The sequence below is a fragment of the Burkholderia sp. ZZQ-2 genome (assembly GCF_050768715.1).
GTDB classification, from domain to species: Bacteria; Pseudomonadota; Gammaproteobacteria; order Burkholderiales; family Burkholderiaceae; genus Burkholderia; species Burkholderia cepacia.
In genome coordinates, this window is record NZ_LDVA01000300.1 from 13,146 (window position 1) to 27,579 (window position 14,434).

The window sequence follows — 14,434 nt, forward strand, 5'->3', positions numbered from 1 at the left end:
CCGCCCGCACGGCGCCATGCCCGCCATTGGATCGTCGGCGCCGTGCCGGTCGCGTTGATCGCCGCTCACCTGCTGCGCCAGACGAAACCGGTCTCGGTGCAAAACGATGCGGCTACGACGAATGGCCGTCAGCCCGTCGTTGGCGCGAACGACTTCAGGTACTTCATGCCGGTGTCGCACATGATCGTCACGATCGTGGCGTCCGGGCCAAGCCGTTCGGCGAGTCGCAATGCGCCAGTTACGTTGGCTCCGGTCGACGTACCGCAAAACAACCCCTCTTCGGCGGCCAGTCGGAACGCCATGGCTCTCGCCTCCTCCGTGGAGACACGCTCGAGCTCGTCAGCAATCCCGTCGCGCCAAAGCGGCACGACATAACCCGCGCCGATCCCGTCGATCTTGTGCGCGCCGGTAGGGCCGCCCGACAGTACCGCGGATTCGGCCGGCTCCACACCGGCGATCCGAATGCGTGCATCGTGTTCGCGCAAGCGCCGCGAAATCCCGCGCAGCGACGCAGCCGTGCCGACGCTCTGGACGAAGCCGTCGAGGCGGCCGCCGGTCTGCTCCCAGATCTCGTCGGCCATCTTCGTATAGGCGTTGAGCTGATCGGTGTTTTCCATCTGCGCCGTGATGTATGCGCTCGTCTCGCCGGCAATTCGATGCGCTTCGCGAATCATGTCCTTCGTCAGCTTCTCGGTTTGCTTGCCGTTGTCGCTGGCGACGAGCGTCAGCTTCGCGCCCAGCAGGCGCATGTGATCCAGCTTTTCCTTCGAGAACGCATCCGATGAAACCAGATGCAGCGGATGCCGCTTGACGGCACACACCAGCGCCAGCGACACACCTGTGCTGCCGCCGGTGTATTCGACCACTGCGCCGCCGGGCTTCAGACGCCCATCCCGCTCGGGAGCTTCGATCATTTCGAGCGCGATCCGATCTTTCATGCTGCCGGTTGGATTCTGGCTTTCGAGCTTGACGAAAAGGCGTGCGCCGTTCTTCGGGACAACGTTTCGCAACGGGACGAGTGACGTGTTGCCGATCGTGTCGAGGATGTTGCCGGGAGTCGATTTCATGGTGACCTCTGAAGTAAGCAGGCAAGTGAAACGCAAGTGCGTGGGGGTCAGCTCGCTTGTCCGAGCAACGCAACAGCGAACGTGAGCGTCGCCGCGAAGCCGGCCAGGAAGGCGATCGTGCGAACAACGGGAATGCCGGCGGCGTAGACCACGTAGTGAACCAACCGGGCACCGAGATAGAGCTTGGCCGCGAACACCGTCGCCGGGCCGCTCGCCCCCGTCATTGCGCACATCAGCACGAGCGGGGCGAACACGGCGAGATTCTCGATCGCGTTCGCATGCGCGCTCCGTGCGCGTTCCGCCCACGGCGGATCGGGCGGACGGGACGGATCGGGATTGTTCAGGGCCGCCATCAGGCCACGCGTCATGATCCTGGCCAGCATGTACGGAATCCACATCAGCAGCGTTGCGATTGCGGTGAGCGTCAGCAGGTGAAGTTCTGGCGAAAATGTCATCGGATTGGCCTTGTCGTACAGAAGGTGCAGCAGAGATCTGCGGATGCCGGAAACGCTTCGCAGTCTAGACTCGCGACGAGGTCTGATCCATAGTCACAAATGACATTAATAGCGACAATCGCGACACCCGATCGACATGGAATCCGACAGTCGTTCGACCGCGACGATGCATCGTTGGCGCGTAGCACCAACGCGCCACACGTCGCCCACCGAATTCATTCAGACCGCACGCGACACAAGCTCGCCAAGAACCGTATCCAGTGCGATGTGACCGCGCACGATTTCTTCCGGATTACTTTCGAAATCGATCCAGCCTTCGTTGAAGCCGTCCAGCATGCGCATGCGGGGTAGTGGATGTTTCATGCCCTGCGCACGGAACAGCGCTTCCCACGTTCGCCTGTCGACGCCTTCTGCGCGCACCTGCCGGCCCAGAACGCGAGCGAAGGCGAGTGCAAGATCGTCGGGGCTCACGCGGCGCGGGCCCTCGAGCTCGACGACACGCACACCGCGCCAGGTCTGCTGGAGCAGTTCGGCCGCAACGCGACCTACGTCCGCGGTGGCGACCATCGGCACGGGTTTGTCGAGCGGCTGCAGGTAGCTGGCGACGACGCCCTCGTCGCGCGCGGACGCGACGTCCCACGCGGCGTTCTCCATGAACCAGCCGGGCCGCAGGAACGTCACGGGCATCGGCATCTCGCGCAGCGCCTGTTCCATCAGCGTGCGTTGCGTGAGCAGATTGGGCTCGTCAGCCTGTGCACCGATCGTCGACAGGCAAACGACCTTTTCGGGGCGCGCCTTCAGAAGCGCCGCGGACACGGCCTCGATCACTTTCCGCGCCTCGGGAAACCCGGGCTCCGGATCGAACTCCGAAGGCGGCAGGATGAAAACGCCCGCAGCGCCCGTGAACGCGGCGGCGAGCGACGATGGGTCTTCCATGAAGGCAGTCGCAATCTCGCACCCGCGCGCCGCCCACGCCCCTGCCCGCGTCGTGTCGCGCGCGACCGCGCGCACCGGCCGCCCCGAGGCCAGCAGCTCGCTGGCCAATGCGCCGCCGACCTTGCCGGTGATTCCTGTTATCGCATACATGCTCGTTCTCCGTGTGTGAATACGTCGGTCGCATTCTGGCCAAACATCGAGCGAAACAAAACGACATGGATGGAAGCAGATAAGTGACAACGCGTCACTAATTCGGCATGATCGACGCAGACGACCGGCATTGCTGCGCTGTCCGGCGTCGGCGTGGCGGCCTTCAGCGGGTCGCCCGCGATCCGCCACCGTATGCACTCGAACAACCATGAGATCCAGTAGCGAGAAACTGTCCGGCAGCATTAGCGTGTTCGCCGCCGTGGTCGATGCCGGAACGTTTGCGGCTGCGGCCGACGTAATAGGCATGACGCCGCCGGGCGTCAGTCGAGCGATTGCACGACTGGAAAGAAGGCTGAACATCCGGCTTTTCAATCGAACGACGCGGTCGGTGTCGCTGACTGAAGAGGGCCGCAGGTTTTACGAGCAGGTCATGCCGCATCTTGCCGGGCTGGAGGAAGCGGCCGCGGCGGCCGCAGGCGGCGCCTCCGTCGTGCGCGGAAAGCTGCGAATCAATCTGGATCCCGTCGTTTACCGGGCCATTCTCGGGCAACAACTCGATGCGTTCATGGACGCACATCCCGACCTCGAAATCGAGCTCATCGCGCGAGACAGCCTGGGCGACCTCGTCATGGACGGCTTCGACCTCGCCGTGCGATTCGGCGAACCGCGATCGTCCAGCCTGATTGCGAGAAAGCTGCTCGATACCGGCGTCGTGACGGTCGCGGCGCCCTCGTACATCGCTCGCCGGGGACGGCCGGCCAAACCCGAGGACCTCGAAAGCCGGAGCCACCGGTGCCTTGAATTTCGCAACCCGGAGACAGGCAAGCCGTTCGCCTGGGAATTCCATCGTCGGCGCAAACGCATCGTGGTCGACACCCGGGGACGCCTCACGGTCAACGATCCAGGCGCCCTGCTCAGCGCGTGCCTCGCCGGTTCCGGCATTGCGCAGATGCTGCTGCTCGGTGCCGAGCCGCTGATCGCCGACGGCCGGTTGATCGATCTCTTTCCCGAATGGGCCGACGAGCGGTATCCGTTATATGCGTACTACCCATCCCGGCATCACGTGCCGGCCAAGACCCGGGCGTTCCTGGATTTCATGGTCGAACTGACGGGTATTCACGGGCGCGCCGGCAGGCGCTAGTCCCGTTCCGGCGGCGCCCACGGCCCCGTGGCTCGGCATTCGCCGCGTACGGCACGCCGCTTTTCAAGGCCGGACGCTACCGATTGCTGGCGCGCAATTCCCGCACCCCACGGCCGAGCCTGCGACGCAACAAGGCCCGCAACGTCGCCGCATCCGCGTAGCCGACCTCGCTCGCAATCGTCTCCAGGTCGTAACCCATCGACACGAGATTCTGTGCCCGTTCGATGCGGAGATCCTGGACGAACGCCAATGGCGACTTCCCAAGTACCGCCTCGGTACGGCGCTGCAGCGTGCGCGGTCCGACGGCCAATGCGGCGGCCGCCGCCTGAAGCGAAAAACCCGCGGAAAGATGCTCGCGGGCCCATCGCTCGAATCGAGCGACCAGCGGATCCGCATGGGCAAGGTAATCCGGAATGATGTATTCGGCCTGCGACGAACGCTTGTCGATCAGCATGAAACGGGCAACGAGCGTGGCCAGTTCGGGACTCGCCTGACGCATCAACCACAGCGCAAGGTCGAGATGACCCATGGCCGATCCCGCCGTCACCAAGCGATCCGCGGCGACGACCATGCGTGAATCGTTCAGATCGACCGCAGGATAACGTTGACGAAAGAAGGGCGAGAGCGACCAGGTTGTCGTCGCCTCGCGATGATCCAGAAGCCCGGCTTCCGCCAGCACGAACGTACCGATGCAAGCGGCGGCGACGCCGACGCCATCGGCATGCCACGCCCGAAGGTGCGCCATTGCATCGCGCACGTCCGGACGCTCCAGCGCCTCGATCAGGCGCTCCGGCTGCCTGATGCCAGGCGCGGGCACGACCACCCAGTCGGCATGGCGTGCGCTGCTTGCGGGCTCCGCCAGCATGGACAGTCCGTGCGCGGTACGGACGCGTCTGCGTACGCCGACCACTCCGACGTCGAAGGGCGGCGCGGCAAAGCCCTGAGCGGCAGCCAGTTCGTTGGCCATCGCGAAGGTATCCAAAAGCACCGTCAGGCCGGTGTCGAACAGCCCTTCGAGCGCCAGAATGGACAATCTCATGTCGTAAACGCATCCATTAATGTCATTTGCGACTATAGCCCGCTTTCCGTGAAAAACCTAGACTGCACTGCAATGCGGCGAAGAGTTCTCCAATGACGTCGCCCATTTCATCTCGACCGCGTCGGACATGCTCGCGCTGATTCGGTTGCGGCTCTCCAACCTTGTTTTGCTGGAACACACTCGACATGACCAAAACTATTCTGATAACCGGCGCCAGCAGCGGCTTCGGCCGCCACACTGCAGAAGGGCTCTCGGCGGCCGGGCACCGGGTATTCGCGTCGATGCGCGACATCGCCGGCCGAAACCGGCCGCATGCCGAAGCCCTTCAAGCGAAAGGCATGCACGTCATCGAACTGGATGTGGCGGACGATGCGTCCGTCGAGCGAGGCGTGGCTTCCGTGCTGGAAAATGCCGGGCATCTCGACGTCCTCGTCAACAACGCAGGTATCGGATCAGCGGGTATTTCCGAGGCGTTCACGACACAGCAGGTACAGGCGCTCTTCGACGTGAATGTATTCGGCATCCAGCGAACGTCGAGGGCGGTGCTGCCAACCTTCAGGAAACTGGGCGAAGGCCTGATCGTGAACATCGGCTCGATACTCGGCCGCGTGACGTTTCCGTTCTTCGGTCTTTATGGCGCATCGAAGTTCGCGCTCGAAGCGTTGACCGACAGCTACCGCTACGAGTTGTCGACGTCGGGCATCGACGTCGTTCTCGTTCAACCCAGCAACTATCCGACGAATATTTTCGCCAGCGCGCAGCGGCCCGCCGACGCCGCACGCATACCCGGCTACGGCGAGGCCGGCGCGATTCCGGACAAGATGGTGGAGACGCTCATGGCGCTGTTCGCGAGCGACCACGCGCCGAACCCGCACGACGTCGCCGACGCGATCGTGCAGCTTGTCGCACAAGCCAACGGTACTCGCCCGCCGCGTTTGATCGTGGGCGAGTCATTCGGCGCTGACGCCCTCAACGCCCAAGCGGCATCGATTCAGGCGCAGGTGCTCGAGGGCCTCGGGCTGGCACACCTCGCCGAGCCGAAAGGGCGATCCGCCGCGGCCTGAAGGTACGCTCGACGCGGAAGCCGACACCGATCCGACGCGCTGCCCCCGCTTCGTTCAATTGCCGGGCGCGAGGTCGTTGGCAAACCGGTTCGTATAACCGAGCGTACCGACGCCGCCGATGGAGTTGCACGTCGACGATGCGGCGCCGGGCGGACAATCGACGTCACGGTCGAACGACCAGAAGTGGACACCCACGAGGCCATTCTGTTTCACGAACTGCGCAACGGTGTCCGCATCGGCCGGCGTAAAGGTTTCGCCGCTCACATCGTTGCCGCCGATCATCGGCGTCAGCTCGATCTGGCTGTACGGCACGCCCCAGTGATCGTGCAGGTTCATCGCCGCCTGGATCGCCGACTGTCCCATCTGGCAGGTGCCGTTCGCGACCACGCAGTTCCCCGCCCCCGCCGACCCGTAGTCCATCGTCATCAGGTCGATGGTGTAGTTCTTCAGGCCGTACGCCTGGATCGCCTGCATGACCCAGTCTCCATACACGTTGAAGCTGTCGGGGGCGCTAGCGCCCCAGGAGCCGGCCGTGGTCGCGCCCTGCTGGGAAGGGGCCAGTGTCGCGAGCGTAAAGCTGAAGCGCAGGCCGGGATAATTCTGCTGGGCGACCGCCACGCGCCGGACGAGATCGTCGATCACCTGTTGTGTCTGCCCGCCCTCGATATCGAAGTCGATCCCGATGAGGTTGTTCGACGCATAACGATTGATGAAGGCCGCCATGCCCGCATCCGACCCGCACGTGAACATGCCGGCCGCGCCGCCGGTGGAAATCACGTAATTCACATTGGCAGCAGTGAAAAGCGGCACATTGGCGGCCGCCATCGCGCCGCCGTCGACGCCCGCCCAGTTCTCGCTGCCGCATTCGCCGGTCGCAAACGCGAGCGTCAGCGTGCGGACACCGGCTGGCAGCACCGACAGCACCGGGCGCATCTGACCGGTGACGTTCGACGAGATGACGTTCGTGTTCCAGTTCATCGAAATCGTCGCGTCCTTGTACGGGCTATAAACGAACGCCGGCGCCGTGCCGGTACCCGTCCCGGCTGCCGCGGCGGTGCCGGTGCCGAAGGACGACCATGCCAGCAGAAGCGCCAGCGCGCCCTTCAAGGTCGATCGCTGCATGATTCCGGATCGGTTGCTCTTCATTTTCACGCCCTCATTGCGTTTTACGCATTGCCGGCATCGGTCTTTCACGCGATACATGCCGGGGAAGATTTCAGGAAGACGCGCTCCGTCCACACGGGCGTAACGAAAACCCGCCACGTCATGCGGACGGCAAGCGTCTGCACCATTGATACGGACTACCGAATCAACATCGTGATCAGATCAGCCTTTCGACTCCTCCACCCGGCGGCTTCCACTTTCGATTGACAACGCTCCGCCCAGGTCGAATTCAAGAGAAATCAACCTTACAAATTGCCATCCGAAGACAAATTTCGATATTGATTTTGTTCTTATATCTACGACGAAAAAACTGCGACTTCGGTCTATGCTGGTGAAGCATGTACACGCCACTTTCGCGCAAGACCGGATGCCCGTCACACGCGCGATGCAGGCGGTACGTGAAGCCGTCACGCAGGCCTGGGATAGCGTGCCTGCCACGCGGCGGCGGATACCGGTCTTTCGACGGCCGATGTAGTGATGCTTCAATCCGACGCCCGCGTTTCGTTTGGTTATACTACATAATCGTCAGGCATCAACCCTTGAATCGAGTATTTTCACCCGTATCGAAATCAGAAATATTCACGCGATCGCATTGCCATATTGCAATTATCGCCATTCGATAATTTAACCGGATATCCCGCAGCCATTTGGCTGATTGTTCAAAACAACGAAATTCAGGCGACGCGATCGGGCTTCATCGTATTGGCTGCCGACCCGCGATGACGTCACGTAGCCGTCCTTGATGCATCCACCGAACCCGGAGGCCGAACATGACTGTCGATCTCGCCCCCCAAGCGTCGACCCGCACCACCCAACTGGTCACCCGGGTGTACGCGAGGCTCCTGCTGGTCGGCTTCGCGCTGCTGCCCGCCTATCTGATCGCCTACCTGTACTTCTTCCAGGACCCGTCGCTGAAATTCGAGAATCACGCCTTTCACGAGCTGGCGATCGCGGCCGCCACGCTCGAAGGCGCGTTCGTCACGTATGTCTGCTGGCGCTGCTATCGCCTGTCGGGTGAGCCGTTGCTTCGCTGGCTTACGCTGGGCTTTCTGGGCTTTTCCGTCATCTATGCGTTGCACGGCCTGTTCACCGGCATGGCGCATCACAACATCTGGCTGTTCCTGCTGTACGGGCCGGCATCGCGCCTGACCATGTCGATCCTGATCCTTGTCGGGCAGCTCACCTATAGTCACAAGGCCGACAGCGCAACGACCCGCGCCGATCCCCGCATCTGGTTGCCCTGGCTCGCGCTGTTCGGACTCGTCGACGTCGCGGTCGCCGTGATCGCCTTCTCGCCGGTGGCCGGCAACCTGTGGGTGCGCCTGTCGATGGAAGGCGGCGCACTGCTGCTCTCGGCCGTGAACGTCGTTGCGCTGGTCGTACGCCGCATCCGCTCGCCGCTGATGACGATCTACGGCATTTCGGTCACGTCGTTCGCACTCTCGTCGCTCGCCTTCATCCTCGGGCGGCCGTGGAATCACATGTGGTGGCTCGCGCATGCGATTTTCGCAGCCGGCTTCTTCCTGCTCAGTTTCGGCGTGGTGCAGGCCTTTCAAACGACCCGTTCGTTTTCGAAGATCTACAGCCAGGCAGAACTGTTTGCCCGGTTGAGGGACGCGATGGCCAGGACGGAGCGTGCGTTGCAGGCGCTGCAACGGACCAACGAAAAGCTCGAGCACCTGGCGGCCACGGACCCGCTCACGGGCGCGACCAACCGGCGGCAATTCATCGAAAGCGTGGAAGCGGAAATCAACCGGGCCAAGCGCAACGGCGCGCCGTTCTCGCTGCTCGCGCTCGACCTCGACCACTTCAAGGCGATCAACGACAGTTACGGGCATCAGGCGGGCGATCAGGTGTTGCAACGCTTCGTCGACAAATGCACCGATGCGATCCGGCCGTACGATGGCGTCGCGCGGGTAGGCGGCGAGGAATTCATGGTGCTGCTGCCGCAAGCCGCGCTGGACACGGCCCGGTCGATCGGCGAGCGCATCCGCGCGGCAATCGCCGGCGCGCCGTTCGAAGCAGGCATCGGCGAACCGATCAAGGTCACCGTGAGTGTCGGCGCCTCCGAATTCGGCCGGGACGGCGAGACGATCGACGCGATCCTGCGCAAGGCCGACGAACGCCTGTACCGCGCGAAGCATCAAGGCCGCAACCAGGTGGTCGCCGGGTAAGCCGGTTGCCGTGTCAGTGCCGCTCACCGCGCTCCTCACACGGGTTCTTCAACTCATGACGCGCCGGGCATCGCCGGGCGCGTCATGTCGCGGCCGGATCAGAACGGGCTGCGTGTCGTATCGCCATTGGTGAAGATCGCGTCGACGACCTGATAGAACGCCATCGCCGTATCCGCGACTTCCCAGACTGCAAGGATGACGTGGTAGCCGCTACGCATCGGCAGCCGGCACGCGTGAATGGTCGGCTGCTGGGGCACCAGGTTCGCGTTCGGGTTCCAGTATGGCTGGCCGGGATTCTGGATCGTGCAGAACGGCGTGGGCTCGAACTGCGCACGCGTGAGCTTTTCCGACGGGTTCCAGTCGGCGCGTGTAATGAAGTAGTTCCAGCGACGCGTCTTGTGCACGGCGCTGAATTCCCACTTGAAATTCTGCACCGCGCCCGGCCGTAGCGGGATCTTCTGCCAGCGGCCCGGCGACTGCTCGTTCAGCACGGGCAGCGGGCCATTCGTGCTGGCGCCGGCGATTTCGCCGTCCTTCGGTGGTGCGGCATTCTTCGCGTCGTCCGGCGCGAACGGGTCCGGCAGGCCGCTTTGCGTCGCGGGGAAGAACTTGCCGTTCTCCATCGCGTTCGCGTGCCACGCGTCGACAGGGCAGTTCGGATTCTGGCCTTGCGTGCACAGCACGATGCGCGAAGGCGGTTCGGTCAAACGGCCGTGCGCGTGCGCACCGGCCGCCGCGACCAGCAGTGCCGCACCGGCCAGCGCGCGTGGCATGACGAAAGCAACGTAGCTGCGGATGTTCTGGTTCATGAGCCCTCTCATGGCATGAATGTCGAAACGGATATGCGCACATCGAGCCTGTCGCAGGATTCCGCGAAGAGATTCCTGTCGACGCATCGTCGCGCATGCTGATCGGCGAAAGCGGCGGTCGAATGAAACCGCGGCAAGCAATGATCAATCGCCGTGCTTCCTGACAAATCACTTTCACCGAGTCGAACCTTATCCGCAAAAACCGGAAAAATAAACGTCCGTCATTGATAATCATTTGATTCGCGGCATCGAATCATCCATTCCTGGTTTCTTCGCCCTTCAACCCTGACGTAACGCGGATTCTGGTGTTTGACGATCGTGAATGATCGATCCCGGAATTTCGCGTTCGGAGGCCACCGGAATGGCCGACTCCATTGCTCAATAATTTGATTCGTCGATTGATATTTGAACTGGATAAAACCCGCCAATAATTCAAAATCCGGATCGGGACGAATCATTGTTTCGCTGAAAATTACGCCTGATCTGAAAATAGCTCGCAGGCCATCGTCGACCGGGAGCCTCCAGATCCGGGCATATTCAAACGCTGGCGCGCTGCGCATCGATGTCGTCAATGTCGGTCGCGTTGCGAAGCGCGGAGTCATCCCCCCAAGCCCCCACCCCGAAGCGAACAACCCACAGCGCCCAACGCCCGCGTTGTCGACCGCCCACAGGCACGAAACCAACGCAAAATCTGAAAGACTGAATTGCCGATCCGCACGCTTTTGACGCAGCTATATTCTCGACGACCAGCCCTTTAAACAAGGACTGCGAACAATATCCGTCAACCTACGTTCGAGACCTTCATCCATGAATAAAACGACACGGCTGCTGCGCATGACGTGCGCACTCGCCTGCTGCGGCCTGTTCTCCCACGCGCATGCGCAAAGCAGCGTCACGCTGTACGGCGTCATCGACACCGGGATCGACTTCGCGTCGAACGTCGACGGCCAGCACCTGTGGCAGATGGCGAGCGGCGTCAGCGCCGGCAGCCGCTGGGGGCTGCGCGGCAAGGAAGATCTCGGTGGCGGGCTCGCCGCGATCTTCGATCTCGAAAGCGGCTTCAATTCCACGAACGGCGGGCTCGGCAGCGGCCTCGCGTTCTCGCGCAACGCTTACGTCGGGTTGTCCGACCAACGCATGGGCACGCTGACGCTCGGCCGGCAGTGGGATCCGATCGTCGACCTGATCGAGCCGTATTCGCTGAACGACTATTACGGGGGCTGGTATTTCTCGCACCCGAACGACATGGACAACCTCGACAACGGCTTCGCGATCAGCAATGCCGTGAAATACACGAGCCCGACGATCGCCGGCTTCACTGCCGAGGCGCTCTACTCGTTCGGCGGGCAGCCCGGCCGCTTCTCCGACAACGCCGCGTACAGCGCGGCGCTCGCCTACACGAACGGGCCGTTCTCGGCCGGCGTCGGCTACCTGCGCGTCAACGATCCGGAGCAGGCTGTGCAGAGCTACCAGAACGGCGGCGGATACACGAACGCGGTGTACGGCGACGCGCTCATGAACGCGCGCAGCCAGAACATCTTCGCGGCCGGCGCGTCGTACCAGATCGGCAACGTCAAGCTGATGGGCAACTTCACCAACGTCGATTTCCAGCAAGGCGACGACGCGCAGGACGTGAAGTTCCAGAACTACGAGATCGCCGGCACGCTCGCCGCCACGAGCCAGCTCAACTTCGGCCTCGGCTATACCTACACGACCGGCCGCGACCACGCGACCGGCCAGGAACCCGACTACCGGCAACTGAACGCGAGCGCCGAGTACGAGCTGTCGAAGCGCACGGCGATCTATGCACTCGCGGCACTGCAGATGGCGTCGGGCGGCGCCGTCGCGCAGGTCGCGGGCTTCGATCCGTCGTCGAGCGGCCGGCAGGCGGTCGGCCGGATCGGGCTGCGCCACACGTTCTAGGCGATCGCGCGAAGGGGCCGGCTTCCCGTGTACCGGAAGCCGGCCCCGGCCGGCGCGATCGACCCACGCGCCGAATCAGTTCGGCAGGCTGACCACCATCTGCTCGTCCTCCAGCAGTTGCGTGAGCGACCCGTGCAGACGCTCGAGGCTCCGCGGCGGCAGCGCGAAACTCGCCCAGCCGAGCCCCGTGTGCCGCAGCAACAGCACCGCGCCGCCGTACAGCGGATGGCGCTCCGCATACCAGCACGGGTCCATCTCCGTCACGAACTGCTGCGCGCGCGGCGGCATCTCGGGCACGGCCGGCTGCATCGACGCGCGCAACAGGCTCAGATACTGGATGACCGCGTCGACGTCCTCCGGATCGAGCACCGCGGCGCCCCGTTCGACCGACACCAGCACCACCGGCTTGCCGTGCTCCTGGATCATCTTGATACTCAGCGGCTGCGTCATTATTGCGTTCCTCGTGGCTACTCGTATCGGCCCATTATCGGCAGCCGCGTCGCGCGCGCACCTGAAGATTTGATGCAGCTTCATGAATTTATTTTTAGGTTGACTGCCGTTGCGACAATCGCGTATTCGCCGTCACGACGCACGACGATCTCGATGGCATGGTCGATACCTTCGACGACACGCGTGTTCAGTGAATCGCAGCGTCAGGCGAGAACGCCGCCCCGCTCGCGCACGCCTCGCCCCCCGCCTCGTCCGCCGCTTCCTTAAACGAAATTTCATCCATTCCGCGTCGTTTTTTAAGCGTCCGGCGCCGGCCCGCATCCCATAATCGGCTCGCTACCTCGCCGGTCACGCGCGGCGGCACGCATCGAGCGATGCGTCGGCGGCGCATGCGAACGGTCAATTCTTTCCTTCGGCGGACCATGAACCAACTGCAAGCGATGCGCGTGTTCACGCGTGTAGTCGAGTTGTCGAGTTTCAATCTCGCCGCGCGCCAGCTCGGGATGTCGGCGGCCGCGGTCACGCGCAGCGTCGGCATGCTCGAAGCGCACCTGAACATGCGACTGCTGAACCGGACGACCCGCAGCCTGTCCCTCACCGAGACCGGCCGCGAATATCTCGACGGTTGCCGCTCGATCATCGAGAAGCTCGACGAGATGGAATCGAACCTCGTGCAGGTCACGCGCGACCCGCGCGGCACGCTGCGGATCGCCGCGTCGGCGACCTCCGTCGCGGCCGGCCTCGGCATGCTGCTGTCGGCGTATCGCGACGGGCATCCGCGCGTCCGGTTCGACGTGACCACGTTCGACACGCACGTCGACATGGTCGAGGGCGGCTACGACGTCTGCTTCTGCGACGATCGCCGCCTCGTCAACGCGACCTTCGTGTCGCGGATGCTGACGAGCGTGCGCGACGTGGTCGTCGCGTCGCCCGAGTACCTCGCGCGCCACGGCACGCCGAACGATCCCGTCGAACTGAACGAACACAGCCTGCTGACCGTGTCGAACGGCACCGCGCGCAGCTGGGAGTTCTCGGACGTCGACGGCTCCTACCGCGTCTACACCGGCAACGCGCTGGCCTCGACCGGCAGCATGATGGTGCGGATCGCGGCACTCAATCACATGGGCATCACGCAATTGCCGCACCCGCTCGTCGCCGACGATCTCGCACGCGGCGCGCTGGTGCCGCTGCTCGAACGCTACGAAGTGAACGGCGGCGCGCGCTGCATCTCGATGCTTTACCCGAGCCGCAACCATCTGTCGACCAAGGTCCGCAGCTTCATCGACTACGTGGTCGAACACTATCGCGCGCCCGAGCGCGCCGCCGCCTGATTCCGCCCGGGCCGCTCCGTCCATGCCCCACATCCTGACGATCGAAGACGATCCGCTGATCGCGGATCACATCACCCAGACGCTGCGCGCCGCCGGCCACCAGGTGGACGTCGCGCGCACCGGCCGCGATGGCATGGCCAGGGCGATGAGTGCGGACTACGACGTCGTGACGCTCGACCGCATGCTGCCGGATCTCGACGGGCTCACGATTCTCGCGACGATGCGCGGCGTCGGCCTCGACACGCCGGTGCTCGTGATGAGCGCGATGTCCGACGTCGACCAGCGCATCCAGGGGCTGCGCGCGGGCGGCGACGACTATCTCGTCAAGCCGTTCTCGCTCGACGAGATGTGCGCGCGCATCGACGTGCTGATCCGCCGCCGGCCGCGCGGCGCGCAGGTCGAGACGGTCCTGCGCGCGGGCGAGCTCGCATTCGACCTGGTGCGGCGCCGCGTCACGCTCGGCGCGAGCGAGCTCGCGCTGCTGCCGACCGAATTGCGCGTGCTCGAATTCATGATGCGCCACGCCGGCCGCGTGCTCACGCGCACGATGATCTTCGAGGCGGTGTGGGGCTGCCGCTTCGATCCGGGCACCAACCTGATCGACGTCCACGTCGGCCGCCTGCGCAAGAAGGTGAACCGTCCGGATGCGGCACCGTTGATCCGCACGATCCGCGGCTCGGGCTACATGCTCGGCTGAATCCGGCCGCCGCCACCTAAAACTTCTTTCATCT

The 14,434-nt window shown here is 63.7% G+C and carries 14 protein-coding genes; 6 read left to right on the top strand and 8 right to left on the bottom strand.

What is annotated here, in order from left to right:
* Nucleotides 1–128: 128 nt before the first annotated feature.
* The 3 genes from ABY44_RS27110 to ABY44_RS27120 all read right to left on the bottom strand — a co-directional run bounded on the left by ABY44_RS27110 (nucleotide 129) and on the right by ABY44_RS27120 (nucleotide 2,608).
* The gene (locus ABY44_RS27110) at nucleotides 129–1,067 is read right to left on the bottom strand and encodes a PLP-dependent cysteine synthase family protein (RefSeq protein WP_060174493.1); all 939 of its coding nucleotides are present in this window, start codon (nucleotides 1,065–1,067) and stop codon (nucleotides 129–131) included.
* Between the two features lie 47 nt (nucleotides 1,068–1,114).
* Nucleotides 1,115–1,522: an MAPEG family protein gene (locus ABY44_RS27115; RefSeq protein ID WP_060174494.1), complete on the bottom strand. Its 408-nt coding sequence runs from the start codon at nucleotides 1,520–1,522 to the stop codon at nucleotides 1,115–1,117.
* A gap of 219 nt (nucleotides 1,523–1,741) precedes the next feature.
* The gene (locus ABY44_RS27120) at nucleotides 1,742–2,608 is read right to left on the bottom strand and encodes an NmrA family NAD(P)-binding protein (RefSeq protein WP_060174495.1); all 867 of its coding nucleotides are present in this window, start codon (nucleotides 2,606–2,608) and stop codon (nucleotides 1,742–1,744) included.
* 208 nt (nucleotides 2,609–2,816) lie between these two features.
* Here ABY44_RS27120 and ABY44_RS27125 point away from each other — a divergent pair, with 208 nt between their 5' ends.
* The gene (locus ABY44_RS27125) at nucleotides 2,817–3,749 is read left to right on the top strand and encodes a LysR family transcriptional regulator (protein ID WP_060174496.1); all 933 of its coding nucleotides are present in this window, start codon (nucleotides 2,817–2,819) and stop codon (nucleotides 3,747–3,749) included.
* A 76-nt stretch (nucleotides 3,750–3,825) separates the two neighbouring features.
* On the opposite strand, the gene ABY44_RS27130 is transcribed toward ABY44_RS27125, so the two are convergent.
* Entirely contained in the window at nucleotides 3,826–4,788 is a 963-nt protein-coding gene (locus ABY44_RS27130) for a GlxA family transcriptional regulator (protein WP_060174497.1), read from the bottom strand.
* A 185-nt stretch (nucleotides 4,789–4,973) separates the two neighbouring features.
* Here ABY44_RS27130 and ABY44_RS27135 point away from each other — a divergent pair, with 185 nt between their 5' ends.
* Nucleotides 4,974–5,852, top strand: coding sequence for an SDR family oxidoreductase (locus ABY44_RS27135; RefSeq protein ID WP_060174498.1), 879 nt, complete (start codon nucleotides 4,974–4,976; stop codon nucleotides 5,850–5,852).
* A 54-nt stretch (nucleotides 5,853–5,906) separates the two neighbouring features.
* On the opposite strand, the gene ABY44_RS27140 is transcribed toward ABY44_RS27135, so the two are convergent.
* Nucleotides 5,907–7,115, bottom strand: coding sequence for a chitinase (locus tag ABY44_RS27140; protein ID WP_408580755.1), 1,209 nt, complete (start codon nucleotides 7,113–7,115; stop codon nucleotides 5,907–5,909).
* 671 nt (nucleotides 7,116–7,786) lie between these two features.
* Here ABY44_RS27140 and ABY44_RS27145 point away from each other — a divergent pair.
* On the top strand, nucleotides 7,787–9,190 hold the full coding sequence (locus ABY44_RS27145) for a GGDEF domain-containing protein (RefSeq protein WP_060174500.1): 1,404 nt from the start codon (nucleotides 7,787–7,789) through the stop codon (nucleotides 9,188–9,190).
* A gap of 98 nt (nucleotides 9,191–9,288) precedes the next feature.
* On the opposite strand, the gene ABY44_RS27150 is transcribed toward ABY44_RS27145, so the two are convergent.
* On the bottom strand, nucleotides 9,289–9,963 hold the full coding sequence (locus ABY44_RS27150; protein WP_060174522.1) for a lytic polysaccharide monooxygenase auxiliary activity family 9 protein: 675 nt from the start codon (nucleotides 9,961–9,963) through the stop codon (nucleotides 9,289–9,291).
* Nucleotides 9,964–10,220: 257 nt separating this feature from the next.
* On the bottom strand, nucleotides 10,221–10,601 hold the full coding sequence (locus tag ABY44_RS27155; protein ID WP_155638008.1) for a hypothetical protein: 381 nt from the start codon (nucleotides 10,599–10,601) through the stop codon (nucleotides 10,221–10,223).
* 232 nt (nucleotides 10,602–10,833) lie between these two features.
* Here ABY44_RS27155 and ABY44_RS27160 point away from each other — a divergent pair, with 232 nt between their 5' ends.
* Nucleotides 10,834–11,922 carry a porin gene (locus ABY44_RS27160; protein ID WP_060174501.1) on the top strand — a complete coding sequence of 363 codons (1,089 nt, stop codon included), beginning with the start codon at nucleotides 10,834–10,836 and terminating at the stop codon, nucleotides 11,920–11,922.
* A gap of 75 nt (nucleotides 11,923–11,997) precedes the next feature.
* Here the strand turns inward: ABY44_RS27160 and ABY44_RS27165 are convergent, their stop codons facing one another.
* A complete protein-coding gene (locus ABY44_RS27165) occupies nucleotides 11,998–12,372 on the bottom strand; it encodes a hypothetical protein (protein ID WP_027792893.1) in 375 nt (124 codons plus the stop codon).
* A 422-nt stretch (nucleotides 12,373–12,794) separates the two neighbouring features.
* Between ABY44_RS27165 and ABY44_RS27170 the strand changes: the two genes are divergently transcribed.
* Nucleotides 12,795–13,703: a LysR family transcriptional regulator gene (locus ABY44_RS27170; RefSeq protein WP_027792894.1), complete on the top strand. Its 909-nt coding sequence runs from the start codon at nucleotides 12,795–12,797 to the stop codon at nucleotides 13,701–13,703.
* 22 nt (nucleotides 13,704–13,725) lie between these two features.
* Nucleotides 13,726–14,400: a response regulator transcription factor gene (locus ABY44_RS27175; RefSeq protein WP_060174502.1), complete on the top strand. Its 675-nt coding sequence runs from the start codon at nucleotides 13,726–13,728 to the stop codon at nucleotides 14,398–14,400.
* Nucleotides 14,401–14,434: the final 34 nt, after the last annotated feature.